Consider the following 14,884-nt stretch of genomic DNA (forward strand, 5'->3'; position numbering starts at 1 on the left):
TCGACGTACAGGGTTAACCCTTGAAACGGCCTCTGGATCTCCAGAGGCCGTTTTGCTTGCGCGTCTGGAAGGCCGGAGCGCCGGCGCGCAGGCGTGATCGGATTTCCTTGTGAATCAACGGCTTGCCGCACGGCGCAAGGTGGCACGCGCATTGCGAAGTGGCTTCTTTCTCCACCCAAAGAGACAAGCCATGGATCCAGTCGCCAAGCCCCGTCCGTTCTACCGCTCCCTGTACTTCCAGGTCATCACGGCCATCGTGGTCGGCGTGCTGCTCGGGCACTTCTACCCGGACACGGGCGCCGCCATGAAGCCGCTGGGCGACGGCTTCATCAAGCTGATCAAGATGGTCATCGCGCCCATCATCTTCTGCACGGTGGTGGTCGGCATCGCCGGCATGGAGGACATGAAGCGCGTCGGCAAGACCGGTGGCTATGCGCTGCTGTACTTTGAGATCGTCAGCTCCATCGCGCTCATCGTCGGTCTGGTCATCATCAACCTCGTCAAGCCCGGGGCGGGCATGAACGTGGATGTGAGCCAGCTCGACACCAAGGCCATCGCGGCCTACACCCAGCCCGGCCAGATGCAGGGCACGGTGGACTTCCTGCTGCACGTGATCCCCAACACGGTGGTCGACGCCTTCGCCAAGGGCGAGATCCTGCAGGTGCTGCTGTTCTCGGTGATGTTCGGCTTCGCGCTGCACCGCTTCGGTGGCCGCGGCACGCTGGTGTTCGACTTCATCGAGAAGTTCTCGCACGTGCTGTTCGTGATCGTCGGCTACATCATGAAGGTCGCGCCCATCGGCGCCTTCGGTGCCATGGCGTTCACCATCGGCAAGTACGGCCTGGGCTCGCTGGTGCAGCTGGGCCAGCTGATGGCCACGTTCTATGCCACCTGCCTGTTCTTCATCTTCGTGGTGCTCGGCACCATTGCCAAGGCGCACGGCTTCTCGGTCTGGAAGTTCATCAAGTACATCAAGGAAGAACTGCTGATCGTGCTGGGCACCTCGTCCAGCGAGTCGGTGCTGCCGCGCATCATGGCCAAGCTGGAGAACCTGGGCGTGCGCAAGTCCACGGTGGGCCTGGTCGTGCCGACCGGCTACTCGTTCAACCTGGACGGCACCTCGATCTACCTGACCATGGCCGCCGTGTTCATCGCCCAGGCCACCAACACGCCGCTGGACATCACGCACCAGATCACGCTGCTGCTGGTGCTGCTGCTCACGAGCAAGGGCGCCGCCGGCGTCACCGGCTCGGGCTTCATCGTGCTGGCGGCCACGCTGTCGGCCGTGGGCCATGTGCCGGTGGCCGGCCTGGCGCTGATCCTGGGCATCGACCGCTTCATGTCCGAGGCACGCGCGCTGACCAACCTGATCGGCAACGGCGTGGCCACCGTGGTGGTGGGCAAGTGGACCGGCGACCTGGACACCGCGCGCATGCAGGCGGTGCTGAACAACGAGACGCCGGCCGAGTCGGACAGCCCCGAAGCCGTGCTCGATGCCGTGGAACACCACATGCCGGCCTCGGCGCAATCCGCGGGCAACGCGCGGGCCTGATCGCCAGAACTGCGCACGACTTGGTGCAAGATGGGGGCAGGGCGCCGGGGCCGGCGTCCGCATCCGTCCTTTGCACCAGGAGACAAGCCATGGCAAGCAGCAAGACCGGCATCGACACCGAAGCCTTGATCGCCCAGTACGAGCAGGCCACCAACCAGCAGGCGCAGGCCCTGCGCCAGGCCGTGCACGACACCACGCTCAAGGCGCTGCAGCAGCGCGAGCTCACGCTCAAGGCGATCAAGGACGTGGTCAAGTCCGTGACCGAGGCCGCGGCCCAGGGCGCGGCGCGCAACACCCATGGCGTGGACATCGATGCGATGCTCGCGCAGACCGTGGCCGGTGTCGACGATGCGGTGCGCCAGGCCGTCCATGCCAGCCAGCGCGCCTTGCAGCAGCTGCTGGACCAGGGCCTGGACGTGCGCGAGAAGCAGGTCAAGAAGGCCATGGACGACATCGAGAAGATGGAAGACATGGTGTTCCAGACCATGCGCAAGGCCACCAGCAACACCGCGCTGGCGCCGATGCAGGGCGCCTGGGCCCAGGCCCTGATGCTGTTCGGCCAGGGCGACAGCGCCACCGGCCAGGCCGCGAGCGAAGCCGTGGAGCAACTGCTGGCCAAGGCCCAGGCGGCAGCGCGCGAAGGCCGTGCCTTCAACCAGCGTGCGGCCCAGGCGTTCATGGACCACTACGCCACGCTGGTCAGCGGCGTGCTGATCGGCATGTCCGAAGCCATGGGCGCGGCACCGGCCAGCGCGGCCAAGCCGCCGCCAGCGCGCAAGAGCCGCTGACGGGAGCGCGATGGCGGACAGTCCGGCCCAGCCAGAGCGCGCACAGCGCCTGACCGCGCGCCTGGCCGCCCGCAGCGCCACCGCCGCGCTGCTGATCGGCCTGGCCGCTTGGGCCGGCAGCTGGCTCGCCATGCACCAGGGCCTGGCGGCGCTGGAGCAGGTGGCGGCTCAGCGGCTCGAGGTGGCGGCCGCGCGGCTCGATGCGCAACTCGCACGCTTCGACTTCCTGCCCTCGTTGCTGGAGACCTCTCCCGAGGTCATGCAGTTCTTCGCGCATCCCGCAGACGGCCAGCGCGCCTACGGCGTCAACCTGTACCTGCAGTCGCTCAACGCCATCGCCGGTTCCGACAACCTGTACCTCGTCGACCGCGGAGGCACCGCCATCGCCGCGGCCGACTTCGCGCTGCCGGGCACGCCATACGGGCGCGACTTGTCGTACCGGCCCTATGTGCGCGACGCGCTGGCCTCCGGCCGCGGCCACTTCTACGGGCTGGGCGTGACGACGGCGCGTGCCGGCTACTACCTGTCGTACGCGCTGCCCTCGCAGGGCACCGCCCTGGGCCTGGCCACCGTCAAGGTCGACCTCGCCGGCATGGAGCAGGAATGGCGCCAGCTGCCCGGGCCCGTGCTCGTGGTGGACGAGCACCAGGTCGCCATCCTTTCGAGTCGCGACGACTGGCGCTGGCGCCCGCTGGTGGCGCTGACGGAGGAGGCCCGCGCCGAGGCCGCCGCCGCCCGCCGCTACGGGCCAAGCTCGCTGGAGCCCCTGGGCTGGCGCGACCGCGCGGAGGGCGATGGCCAGGCCCGCCGGACGCAGAGCGAGGGGCAAGCCTCCGGAGCGCAGAGCGACGGGCAAGCCCGCGGAACGCACAGCGACGGGCAAGCCCGCCGCGTGCGGGTCGATGGCAGGCCCTGGCTGGCCAGCACGCGCCAGGTGCACCAGGGTCGCTGGCAGCTGATCCTGCTCGACGACGAGGCGGCCGTGCGCGCCAGCGCGCGCAACTGGGCCTTCAGCGCGGCACTGGCGATGGCCTTGCTGCTGGCCGCAGGCGCCTTGCTCGGTGCGCGCCGCCGCGCAGTCCGCCAGCACCTGGCCAGCCGCGCCGCGCTGCAGCGCGCCCACGATGCACTGGAACGCAAGGTGGCAGAGCGCACGGCGGCCCTGCAGGCCGCGCAGGACGAACTCGTGCACGCCGGCAAACTGGCGGTACTGGGCCAGCTGTCGGCCGGGCTGGTGCACGAACTCAACCAGCCGCTGGCCGCGCTGCAGACCGTCTCTGACAACGCCGACCAGCTGATCCAGCGCAACCGGCTCGACGAGGCGCGCGACAACCTCGCCCGCATCGGCCGGCTCGTGGGCCGGCTCAAGCGCCTGTCCTCGCAGCTGCGGCTGTTCGCGAGCAAGCCGGCCGACATCGTCGGCAGCGTCGAACTGCTGCGCCTGGTGCAGGAGCTGCAGCAGCAGCTCGCGCCGCGCCTCCAGGAAGGCGGGATCGTGCTCTCGCTGGAGGGCCTGCCCGCCACGCTGGCCGTGGCCGGCGACGAAAGCCGCATGGAACAGGTGCTGGCCAACCTGCTGGGCAATGCCATCGACGCACTGCAGGGCTGGCCCGGGGCGCGCCGCATCGACGTGGCGGCCACGGTGGCAGGCGGCCGCGCGCGCGTCGCGATCCGCAACAATGGGCCCCTGATTCCGGACACGATCCTCGCCCGCATGTTCCAGCCCTTCATCACCACCAAGCCCGCCGGCAAGGGCATGGGCCTGGGCCTCATGGTCTCCGCCCACCTCGTGCGGGAGTTCGGCGGCACGCTCAGCGCGCACAACCTGGCACCCACCGGCGCCGAGTTCGTCATCGACCTGCCGCTGCGGCGTGCCGATGCGCCATGACGGCTGAACCGCATCCGATCCGCGTGGTCTTCGTCGAGGACGACGAAGACGTGCGCGCCGGCAGCGCCCAGGCGCTGGAACTGGCGGGCTTCGCCGTGCAGGGATTCGAGTCGGTCGAGGCTGCGCGGCCCTTCGTCGCGGCCGGCATGCCGGCCGTGGTGGTCAGCGACGTGCGCCTGCCCGGCACCAGCGGCGTGGAATGGCAGGCCGAACTGCGCCGGCTCGATGCCGAGCTGCCGGTGGTGCTGATCACCGGCCACGGCGACATCGCCATGGCCGTGCAGGCCATGCGCGAGGGCGCCTACGACTTCATCGAGAAGCCCTGCAGCTCCGAGCAGCTCGCCGCCGTGGTGCGCCGCGCGGCCGACAAGCGCCAGCTGGCGCTGGAGGTGGCCTCGCTCAAGCGCCAGCTGGAAAGCTGGCCCGGCATCCAGGCCGCGCTGCTGGGCCGCTCGGCCGCGATGCAGCGCGTGCGCGCGCTGGTGCGCACGCTGGCCGCCGCCCCGGCCGACGTGGTGCTCTACGGCGAGACCGGCACCGGCAAGGACCTCGTGGCGCGCTGCCTGCACGAGCACAGCGCGCGCCGCCAAGCCCACTTCGTGCCTGTCAACTGCGCCGGCCTGCCCGAGTCGCTGGTGGACAGCGAGATCTTCGGCCACGAGGCCGGTGCCTTCACGGGCGCCACGCGCCGGCGCATCGGCAAGTTCGAGTACGCGCACGGCGGCACCCTGTTCCTGGACGAGATCGAGGGCATGCCGCTGACCGTGCAGGCCAAGCTGCTGCGCGCGCTGCAGGACCGCAGCATCGAGCGCCTGGGCTCCAACCAGCCCGTGCCGGTGGACTGCCGCGTGATCGCCGCCAGCAAGGAAGACCTGCGCCTGGCCTCCGAGCAGGGGCGCTTTCGCAGCGACCTGTACTACCGGCTCGGCGTGGCCTTCATCGCGCTGCCGCCGCTGCGCGAGCGGCGCGAGGACATCCCGCTGCTGTTCGAGCACTTCGTGCTGCAGGCCGCGCGCCGCTACGAGCTGCCGGCCGCGCTGGTCACGTCCGAGATCCTCACGGTGCTGATGGCCCATACCTGGCCCGGCAATGTGCGCGAGCTGCGCAACGTGGCCGACCGCTACGTGCTGGGCCTCATGGGCGAGGAGCAGGCGCGGCTGCTGGGCGAGAGCGCGCCGGCCAGCAGCCTGCCCGAGCAGCTCGAGCAGATCGAGCGCGTGCTGGTGTCCGAGGGTCTGCGTCGCGCGCACGGCGACGTGGGCGCCACGGCACTCGGACTGGGCATCGCCAAGCAGACGCTGTACGACAAGCTCAAGCGGCTGCGCCTGGACGCGGCGACCTACCGGGCCGGCGAGTAGCAGTGCGTTGACAGCCCTGCCGGTCAAACGACTGTTCGGGCCATGCAGGCGGTGTCGGCGACGCGCGAGGCAGTCTCAATCCCTGTTGGTCAAACTCGCCTTGAGCAGTTCACGCGCATCCCATTCGAAGCCCTCCTGCTGCAGGCCGGCTGCAAGCTGAAGGCGCGTCGTCATCGCGTCTGCACCGGCCGCGGACTCCTGGGCCAGGCGTGTCTGCAGGTCTGCGAGCGCGCCGGGCGGCTCGATGCTGAACCGCCCCTCGTGCTGCTGGCCCGCGTAGCTCAGCCGCCAACTGGCCTGTGCGCCCGGCTTGAGGCTGGCCGCGGGCAGGCGGATCTCCTGGCTGGCGCCCCGCTGGCGATGGACCAACTTGCCATCGACCAGCAACTCGAAGCTTGCCAGGTTCGCGTCCGGCGCCGGGCCGAGCACGATGCGCAGATCGTCGGCCGGTGCCGCCAGCTTGTGGCTAGGCAGCGCGGCCAGCAGGAAATCACCTTCGCCACTGCGCGACGAGCCGGTCTTGACGCGCTGCAAGCCTTCCAGCACCACGGCGACCTGGCGGAACAGGCCGGCCGACTCGCCCGGGTTCACGCCGGAGCCGGCGGACGATGCCGCAGCCAGGCTGCCGCCGTCCGCGCCAACCACGCGCGACGTGATCGCGCTGCGGTCTGCGCTGAGGACATGGACCACGACCGAACCCGACGCCACCCGCAGGCGTCGGCAATCGGCCGCCGAAAGCGCGTCCGGGAAAGGCGTCGAGATCTCCCCGGACCGGTTGATGACACGCGCGGAAGCGTCGCTGCCGCGGTAGATGCATGCCGTCGCCGTGGCCAGCGTCGGCGCGACGAGCAGCGCAAGCAGGGCTGCAGGGCGAAAGAGCGGAACAAAGTGCATGGCGCGGAACTCTCCGATGGCGGTCAGTGGGACATCAAATAGGCCAGCGCTGCTGCGACGCAGGCGGCCTGCAAGGGCCAGGATGGACTGTGGTGCGTGTATTCGCGCCAGGAGACGGGATCGTGTGTGGCGGTGGAATCCTTAAGCAACAGGGCATGCAGCAACATGCCCAGCACGACAGGCCCTGGGTTGAGCCACATGCCGCACTCGACCAGTCGGCCCATCGTCGCCATCAGTCCCAGCGCGACGCCGATTGCCAGCAACCAGATGCCGCTGGCCGCCGCGACCCGTAGCCAGGCGAGCAGCACAAAGCGCAGGGTCAGCCTGTCGCTGCACGTCCGGATCCGGCGTACCAGTTTCCACAGGGCCTCGAACAGAAAGCCCAGCAAGGTACCGAGCCCCAGGTCCAGCAACCAGCCGGCGGCATGAGAGCTGGTGACCGCGCCCTCGCTGGCGATCGTCGACGCGTGGATCGCCGCACCGGGAACGGCGCGGTCCATGGCTGACGTCAGGAAGCTGTCGCGGTTGTCGTAGGCGCCGCCCAGCACGATGACGGTGGGCCGCAGCTGTTGCAGCTGCAGGCGGGCCGACTGCGCCCTCCACGGGATGGCCTGTTGCACCACCGCGCGGACCGCGTCGGGATGGAGGGGCGCGCTGGTGCCCATGGAACGCGATGGGCTGGCGAACATCTGCCAGACTGCGGGCAGGTCCTGCGTCAGTGCCGCCGCCTCGCACAGGGGGTTGGCTGCCCCGTCGCCGGTGCCGAGCCGGGCCATCGTGGCGGGGTCGGCATCGAAGCGCACGACGGTGCCGAAATGCGAGCGCACCTGGGCCAGTCCGAAGTGCACCTGGGCTTTGCACAGGCCTCGCATCCATGCGATGGCTTGGCGGTCCAGCTCGGGCGTGCGCGCCTCGGGCAGGGGCAGCACCACGCGCGTGCCGGCAGCCTTCGCATTGCGCAGCAGATCGTCCAGCGGACGCTCGGCTGGCTCACCCACGGAGGGCTCCAGCTGCAAGTCGATCAGCAGCACCGCTGGTTTGGCCGCCAGCGCGTCGCCGACGACTTGCGCGAGCTTGTCGCGCTTCAGTGGCGACTGCAGGTCGAAGGTGTCCGCATAGGTCGGCTCATCGATCAGCAGCAGCTGCGGCAGATTCGCCGGCCTGGCACTGGCCGGCTGTGCACTGCGTGGCGTCACGACCTGCAGCATCACGGCGTCGAGCCAATCCAGCGCGTGGAAGTGCTCCATCCCGAGCATGGCCGACGCCATCACACCGGCCGCCAGCGCATGGTGCAGGACGGCGAAGCCGCGACCAGTCCAGGGCTTGCCGGCTTGCGCGGGGTGCGCGCGCGGCGACCCGCTCATTTGGAGGTCGCCAGCACCACGTCACCCACGAGCGAGCTGATTTCTGTCGGCTCCTGCCGGTTCTTGGTTTCGCTCTTGACCGCGGCTCGGACACGCTTGAACAGTTGCTCGACGGTCTGGTTGGCCACCATCAGCTGGTCGGCGAAGTGCTTGCTGAACACGCTGTTCTTGCCGGTGCCATCTTCGGCGGTCCGGCCTGGAGCTGTCGCGAAGGCGATCAGGCCGCCTTCCGGCGGCTGCTTCACAGGGGCCAGTCCGCCACCGGCAAGGCTGCGGTTGGCCGAGGGAAGCGGGTTGTCTCTGCAAGCGTCGACCACCAGCAGCTTGACCGCCGGCGCGGCCACGTCGAGTTGTGCAACGACTGCCGCCAGTTGCACTCCGCCGCCGTCCCGCACATCCTCCATGGTGCGCATCTTGGCGTTGTCGACCGGCATCAGGAAGTTCTCGCCATCCGCCTGCAGCGCATGGCCGGCGTAGTAGAACAGGGCGATCTCGGCGCCCTTGGCGCGGGCACCGAAGTCGCGGGTGGCCGCACCGAACCTTGCCGAATCAAGGTTCTCCAGCGTCACGACATCGAAACCGATGCGCTTGAGGCGCTCACCGACCAGGCGGGCGTCGTTCACGGGGTTGACCAGCGCGCTGCGTTGGTAGCGCGCATTGCCGATCACCAGCGCCACGCGACGGCCGTTGCCTGAGGCTGCCACCTTGCCAGCAGGGGCCTGCGTCGCCGCGGCGTTCGGATTGGCGGGCATGAACACCGCGGGGTTCTCGCGCAAGGCCTTCTCGGTGAGCGTCAGGCGACGATCGATCTGGGCATCCGGTGCATTGGCCAGCTCGGACGCCCGCTTGTAGGCCTGGTTGGCCCGCAGCATGTCGCCGCGCACCTCATGGCAGAACGCGACATTGAAGGTCAGTGCCGTGGACTCCTTGTAGTCGGTATACAGTTCCTCGAACCGGCTGCACGCCTCGTCAAGCCGTTTGGCCTTCGCGAATTCGCTGGCGGCGTCGAAACGCTTGAGGACTTCGGCCGGCAAGCCAGCATCGGCCTTCATGAGGTCCAGCGGACCCTGGACATAGGACGGCGCGAGGATTTGCATCGTCGCGGTGGTGGCGCTGACAACGGCGTCGTAGGCGATCTGTCGCCGGTCGGCCTGGGGGATGTCCTGGTCATTGCAGCGGTAGTGCTTGGCCTGGCCGTTGACGACATCGACAAAGACCGAGCGCGCATCCACGGCGCGGACGATCCGGACCCTCGCCGCCGCAGAGCCCAGCGTGGTCGTGCAGGCCATCTTGGTCGTCCTGGACTGGTCCTTGGGGCAGGATTTGAACAGCTTGACATTCACAGCGCATGAGTAGCGGTCTTCCGTGCTCTGCGTGGCAGTGACGGAGCTCCCACCGCCGGTCACCACCACCACAGCGTCAACCCCTGCGCTGCGCGCCATGGCACTGAGTTGCGCATCGGATGGCTGCGCGGTGATGCGTTGCCCTAGCTTGGCCGTCGTGTAGTAGGGGCGCTCGTCGACGCGCAACTTGCTCATCTCCGACTCCAGGCCCATGCTCATCTGCTGGGAGACTTCAGCGCTATCGGCAAGGATGATGACCGAGCGCAAGGCGCTGGCCTCTGCGCTCCTCGCAGGCTGTTTGAAGGTCACCTTCGGCGCAATGGCGTCCGATATTGCCAAACAACCCCCCAAAAGGGTCGCGGAGCCGCATACGAAAGCTGACAGCGTCATCAGGCGCGCAGCCTTGTAGAACCGTCGATGGGCACGAGTTGTCAATGTTTTTCCTCCCTAGCTCGCACTGAATGTATACGGTTTCTGTAGCCGCTTCTTGACAATTGCTGAATGTGTGAAAGATGCCACGTGCCAGTGCGCGCATGCCATCGCCAAGGCGCGGCCAGCGCCGCCGCAGCCGCGACTCAGCCGCGCCCCGGCCAGGAGGCCAGCGGCAGCCGCGCGGGCGATAGCACAGCTGCCGCCTTGGCCGGTCACGGCGTTCAGCTGTACTTGCCGGTCAGGCCACCGTCTACGACCAGCTCCGTGCCGGTCACGTAGGCCGCCGCGTCCGACAGCAGGAAGGCGCAGGCATGGGCCACGTCCCAGGCCGTACCCATGCGCTGCATGGGCACCTGGCGCGCGCGGGCGGCGCGCGCCTCGTCCAGGCTGCTGTCGCTGAACATCTTCGCCACCGTGCCGGCGATGCGCGGCGTGTCGATCAGCCCCGGCACCACGGTATTGGCGCGGATGCCCTGGCCCGCGTACTGCTGCGCCACCATGCGCGTGAACTGCGTGACGGCCGCCTTCGTCACGCTGTAGCCCAGGTGCGGGTAGCCCACGTAGCGCATGCCGGCCACCGAGGAAATCGCCACCAGCGCCCCGCGCCCGCGCTCGGCCATGGCCGGCAGCACCTGCTGCGCGCACAGCAGCAGGCTGCGCACGTTGACGGCGTGGATGCGGTCGAAATCCTCGGCGCTGGTCTCCATCGGGCCGCCGGTCTTGCCGATGCCCACGTTGTGGTGCAGCGCGTCGATGGGGCCGAAGCGCGCGCGGGCCTGCGCGAACAGGCGCACCACGTCGGCCTCCACCGCCACGTCGCCCACCAGCGTCTCGGCCTCTCCGCCCTCGGCGCGGATCAGCGCCGTGGTCTCGGCTGCCGAATCGGCGTCGCGGTCGGCCACGCAGACCCGCGCGCCCAGCCGCGCGTAGGTCAGGCAGGAGGCGCGGCCGATGCTCCAGCCCGGTCCGGCCGAGCCGCCGCCGGCGACGAACACCACGCGCCCGCCCAGGTCCAGGGGCAGGGCCGCGGCAGGGCGCTCGCCGGCTGTCATGCCGCGCTTTCCGGCGCCTTGCCCACGAAGGGGATGGCGTGCTCCACCGTGTCCCAGATGAAGCGGCCCGAAGGGCTTTGCTGCTCCTCGACGATGTGGGCCACCAGGCCGGCCGCGCGCGAGATCACGGCGAAGCCGCGCATCACGTTGGTCGGCACGCCGATCTCGCCCAGCAGCGCGGCCACGGCACCGGTCGCGTTGATGGTGATGGGCCGGCCGGCGACCTCGTCCACCGCCTTGGAGAGGGTCTGCAGCGCACGGATGCGGTCGCCCTTGAGTTCCGGCTCGGCGCGGCCCAGTTCCAGCAGCTTGTAGGCGCGCGGGTCCACCGGCTTGTGCAGGTGGTGGCCGAAGCCCGGCACGGCGCTGCCGGTCTGCTTGTGGTGCTTGGCGATCTGCAGCGCCTCGGCATCCGGGTCGGCCGCGGCGGCGATGCGCTCGAGCAGCGGCGCGCAGTTCTCCATGGTGCCGACGAAGGAGCTGCCCACGGCCAGCAGGCCCGCGGCGACGGCGCCCTGCAGGTTCTCCGGCGCGCTCATGTAGACCAGGCGCGTGGCGATGGCGCTGGGCGTGAGGCCGTGCTCCATGAGCACGATCAGCACCACGTCGCAGATGCGCATGTCCACCGGGCGCGGCGGGCGCTGCAGGATCTGCATCAGCATCACCTCGGTGAAGCTGCGTTGGCCCATCAGGTCTTCGACGAGGTTGGCGTCGCCGTAGTGCAGGCTGGTCAGCGTGTGCGTGCACAACCGGGTTTCGGGGGTCTTGCTGGTCTTCATGGGGGTCTCCTTGGGAATCAACCGGCCGCCAGTGCGAGGTCGCGCACGGCGTTCTTGAGCACCTTGCCGACCGGCGAGCGCGGCAGGCTGGTGTGGAAATGGATGCGCTTGGGCGTGGCCACCGGGCCCAGCCGTTCGCGCACGAAGGCCGTGAGTTCGGCCTCGCTCGCCTGCCGCTCCGGGCGCAGTTGCACGGCGGCCTGCACGGCCTCGCCCCACTTGTCGTCGGGCACGCCGAACACCGCGCACTCGTGCACGGCCGGGTGCTGGCCCAGCGCGTTCTCCACCTCGATCGGGTAGACGTTGAAACCGCCCGTGATGACCATGTCCTTGAGGCGGTCCTTGAGGTAGAGCATGCCGCGTTCGTCGATGAGTCCGCGGTCGCCCGTGTGCAGCCAGCCGTCCACCAGCGTCTCGGCGGTCTTCTCGGGCAGGCGCCAGTAGCCGGTCATCAGCAGGTCGCCGCGCGCGACCACCTCGCCCACTTCTCCGCTGGGCAGCAGCCGGCCGTCCGGCGCCATGATGGCCACGTCGCTGAACCAGGCCGTGCGGCCCACCGAGGCCCAGTTGCGCTCGTCGGCGAAGTCCTCCGGCTGCAGCACGGTCAGGATCTGCGGCGCCTCGGTCTGGCCGTAGGTGGTGGCCAGCACCGGGCCGAAGAATGCGCGCACCTCGCGGATCTTCTCGGGCGGCATCGGCGCGCCACCGTAGATCAGCCGGCGCAGCCGCGGGAAGTCGGCGCGGCTGGCGCCCGGCAGCGCCATCAGCATGTAGACCAGCGTGGGCGGCATGAAGGCCACCGTGCCGCCGCGCGTGCGGAAGGCCTGGCGCACGGCCTCCGCGCCGCTGCCGTCCAGCAGCACATGGCAGCCGCCCTGGGCCAGGATGGGCAGCAGGTAGGTGGAGGTGCCGTGCGTGACGGGAGCGGCCACCACATAGCGCGTGTCCTGGTCGAAGCCCCAGCAGTGGATCTGGTTGGCGATGTTGGCCATCCACGCGCGGTAGGGCTGCATCACCCCCTTGGGCGCACCCGTGGTGCCGCCCGTGAACTTGATGGCCTGGGTGGCATCGCCCGGCAGGTCGATCACCGGCTGCGGCGCGCCGGCATGGCGGGCGAGCAGCGCGGCCACGTTGTCCTCGCCGGCCGGCGCGCTGCCGGTCCACAGCCGCTGGCCGGGCGCGCCTGCGAGCAGGCCGGCGCAGTCGGCATCCAGCACCAGGATGCTGGGCTCGGTCGCGTCGACCAGGCGGCGCAGTTCCGGCTGCGTGCTCTTGGGGTTCAGCGGCACCCAGACCTTGCCGCTGGCCAGCACGGCCAGCAGCGCGGCGATGTGGGCCACGCTGTTGTGCGCGCAGATGCCCACCCGACTCTGCGGGCTGGGGTCGATGGCGTGGAGCCCGGCTGCCAGCGCGCGCACGTGAGCGGCCAGTTCGGCGTAGCTGACAGTGCCCTCGGGCGCGTCGATGGCGGTGCGCGTTGGCCAGCGGGTGGCGGCGCGCCAGAAGAAGTCGATCGGGTACATGGCGTGGTTCAGTGCGGGGTGGACGGGTTCATTCGACCGAGGCGCCCGAGGCCTTGACGACGGCCTGCCAGCGCGTGATCTCGGCCTCGGCGAAGGCGCGCATCTGCGCTGGCGTGCCGGGCGCCGGCGTGGCCGCCAGGTCCTGCAGCCGCTTCTTCACCTCGGGCGCCTCCAGCGCCTGGTTGAGCGCGGTGTTGAGGCGGGCGATGACGGGGGCCGGGGTGCCGGCCGGCGCGGCCAGGCCGAACCAGGACTGGACGTCCAGGCCCGGAAAGCCGGACTCGGCCAGCGTCGGCACATCGGGTAGCATGGGCAGGCGCTGCGCGCTGGTCACAGCGACGGCGCGCAGCTTGCCGGCCTGCACATGGGGCAGGGCCGAGGGTGCGTTGTCGAACATGGACTGCACCTGGCCGCCCAGCAGGTCGGTCACGGCCGGCGCGCTGCCGCGGTAGGGCACGTGCAGCATGTTCAGGCCGGTCTGCATCTTGAACATCTCGCCCGACAGGTGGATGGACGAGCCGCTGCCCGAGGAGGCGAAGGTGATGCCGCCCTTGGAGGATTTCGCGAAGCGTTGGTAGTCGTCCACCGTCTTCACCGGCAGGGCCGGGTGCACGACCAGGATGTTGGGGATCTTGGCCATCAGGCCGATGGGTTCGAAGTCCTTGCGCGGGTCGTAGCCCAGCTTGCCGTACAGCGAGGCGTTGATGGTGTTGGCGATGGTGTAGACGTAGAGCGTGTAGCCGTCGGCCGGTGCGCGCGCCACGAGTTCGGCGCCGACATTGCTGTTGGCACCGGTGCGGTTGTCCACGAGCATGGGCTGGCCGAGCTGCTCGCCCATCTTCTGGCCCACCAGTCGGGCGACCACGTCGGTGGCGCCGCCCGCGGCATAGCCGACCACGAGGCGCACGGGCTTGGCAGGCCAGGTCTCCGCGTGGGCGGGAAGGGCGCCAGCGCAAGCCAGGCCGGCGGCAAGGGCCAGCAGGCGGCGGCGTGAAGGGTGGCAGGACGGGCTGCGGTCGGTCATGTTGTCTCCTGGTGGGTGATCGGCGGGGCGCCGTGCCGGCGCTGGGGCACACTGCGCGGCATCGCTCCCGACCGCCCGAATTCTTCGCCATGGCCCGCCCCAGCACGAACCAGAACGTCCACTCTGCGGACGTTGTGTCCGCCGACGCCGGCGGCGCACGCGCGCTGCGGCGCGGCCTGCAACTGCTCGATGCGGTGCTCGATGCCGGCCCCGACGGCCTGCGCGTGGTCGACCTGTGCCGGGCCTGCGCGCTGGAGCGCGCCACCGTGCACCGGCTGCTGGCCACGCTGCAGGCAGCCGGCTACGTGGCCGCAGCGGGCCGCTTCCGCTATGTGCCCGGGCCGCGGCTCGGCGGGGCGGCGGCGGCGGCGCCCGGCCAGCCCAACATGGCGGTGCGGCTGCAGCCGGTGCTGGCCCGCGTCAGTGCGGCCTTCGGCGACGCCGCCTTCGCCATCGTGCGCGACGGCCCGCATTCGCACTGCATCGCGCGCGAGGTCGGCGCGCATCCGGTGCAGGTGCTCGTCATCCAGGTCGGCACGCGCCAGCCGCTGGGCGTGGGTGCGGCCGGGCTGGCGCTGCTGGCGGCATTGCCGGACGCCCAGGTGCAGCAGATCGTCGCGGCCAACGCGCCTCAGCTGGGCGCCTATGGTGGCATGACGGCCGAGCGCCTGCACCTGCTCGTGCGCGCCACGCGCGAGCGCGGCTGGTCCGTGATCGGCAACCACGCCACGCGCAACGTGCTGGCCGTGGGCATGGCCGTGCGCGACGCGCGCGGCGAGCCGGTGGCCGCCATCAGCCTGGCCAGCACGCTGGCGCGCATGCCGCGCGAGCGCCAGCAGCTCGTGGCGCGCACCATGCGCGAGGCGCTGGCGCCGCTGGCAGCCTGA

Annotated in this window: 12 protein-coding genes; 5 read left to right on the forward strand and 7 right to left on the reverse strand. The window is 70.2% G+C overall.

Features of this window, described 5'->3' with window-relative positions:
• Positions 1-190 precede the first annotated feature (190 nt).
• The 4 genes from DES41_RS19655 to DES41_RS19670 all read left to right on the forward strand — a co-directional run bounded on the left by DES41_RS19655 (position 191) and on the right by DES41_RS19670 (position 5,586).
• Complete coding sequence (locus DES41_RS19655; RefSeq protein ID WP_114469337.1) at positions 191-1,552, forward strand: dicarboxylate/amino acid:cation symporter; 1,362 nt, start codon at positions 191-193, stop codon at positions 1,550-1,552.
• 89 nt (positions 1,553-1,641) lie between these two features.
• Positions 1,642-2,340 carry a DUF6781 family protein gene (locus DES41_RS19660; RefSeq protein ID WP_114469338.1) on the forward strand — a complete coding sequence of 233 codons (699 nt, stop codon included), beginning with the start codon at positions 1,642-1,644 and terminating at the stop codon, positions 2,338-2,340.
• A 10-nt stretch (positions 2,341-2,350) separates the two neighbouring features.
• The gene (locus DES41_RS19665) at positions 2,351-4,228 is read left to right on the forward strand and encodes a sensor histidine kinase (protein WP_114469339.1); all 1,878 of its coding nucleotides are present in this window, start codon (positions 2,351-2,353) and stop codon (positions 4,226-4,228) included.
• Complete coding sequence (locus tag DES41_RS19670; RefSeq protein ID WP_114469340.1) at positions 4,225-5,586, forward strand: sigma-54-dependent transcriptional regulator; 1,362 nt, start codon at positions 4,225-4,227, stop codon at positions 5,584-5,586. The genes DES41_RS19665 and DES41_RS19670 overlap by 4 nt, the downstream gene beginning before the upstream one ends.
• A gap of 75 nt (positions 5,587-5,661) precedes the next feature.
• On the opposite strand, the gene DES41_RS19675 is transcribed toward DES41_RS19670, so the two are convergent.
• From DES41_RS19675 to DES41_RS19705, 7 genes are all read right to left on the reverse strand, one after another.
• Positions 5,662-6,480 carry a hypothetical protein gene (locus tag DES41_RS19675; protein ID WP_114469341.1) on the reverse strand — a complete coding sequence of 273 codons (819 nt, stop codon included), beginning with the start codon at positions 6,478-6,480 and terminating at the stop codon, positions 5,662-5,664.
• A 23-nt stretch (positions 6,481-6,503) separates the two neighbouring features.
• On the reverse strand, positions 6,504-7,844 hold the full coding sequence (locus DES41_RS19680) for a CHASE2 domain-containing protein (RefSeq protein ID WP_114469342.1): 1,341 nt from the start codon (positions 7,842-7,844) through the stop codon (positions 6,504-6,506).
• Positions 7,841-9,622: a caspase family protein gene (locus tag DES41_RS19685; protein WP_147282897.1), complete on the reverse strand. Its 1,782-nt coding sequence runs from the start codon at positions 9,620-9,622 to the stop codon at positions 7,841-7,843. Before DES41_RS19685 ends, DES41_RS19680 begins: the two co-directional genes overlap by 4 nt.
• A 218-nt stretch (positions 9,623-9,840) precedes the next feature.
• Positions 9,841-10,671 (reverse strand): SDR family NAD(P)-dependent oxidoreductase, encoded by an 831-nt coding sequence (locus DES41_RS19690; protein ID WP_114469344.1) that lies wholly within the window; start codon positions 10,669-10,671, stop codon positions 9,841-9,843.
• Complete coding sequence (locus tag DES41_RS19695; RefSeq protein ID WP_114469345.1) at positions 10,668-11,450, reverse strand: citryl-CoA lyase; 783 nt, start codon at positions 11,448-11,450, stop codon at positions 10,668-10,670. Before DES41_RS19695 ends, DES41_RS19690 begins: the two co-directional genes overlap by 4 nt.
• 17 nt (positions 11,451-11,467) lie before the next feature.
• Complete coding sequence (locus tag DES41_RS19700) at positions 11,468-12,973, reverse strand: class I adenylate-forming enzyme family protein (RefSeq protein ID WP_114469346.1); 1,506 nt, start codon at positions 12,971-12,973, stop codon at positions 11,468-11,470.
• 28 nt (positions 12,974-13,001) lie between these two features.
• Positions 13,002-13,997 carry a tripartite tricarboxylate transporter substrate binding protein gene (locus DES41_RS19705; RefSeq protein WP_114469347.1) on the reverse strand — a complete coding sequence of 332 codons (996 nt, stop codon included), beginning with the start codon at positions 13,995-13,997 and terminating at the stop codon, positions 13,002-13,004.
• 89 nt (positions 13,998-14,086) lie between these two features.
• Between DES41_RS19705 and DES41_RS19710 the strand changes: the two genes are divergently transcribed.
• Positions 14,087-14,884 (forward strand): IclR family transcriptional regulator, encoded by a 798-nt coding sequence (locus tag DES41_RS19710; protein ID WP_114469348.1) that lies wholly within the window; start codon positions 14,087-14,089, stop codon positions 14,882-14,884.

Origin of the sequence: Pseudorhodoferax soli, from assembly GCF_003337555.1 — a bacterium.
GTDB lineage: Bacteria > Pseudomonadota > Gammaproteobacteria > Burkholderiales > Burkholderiaceae_C > Pseudorhodoferax > Pseudorhodoferax soli.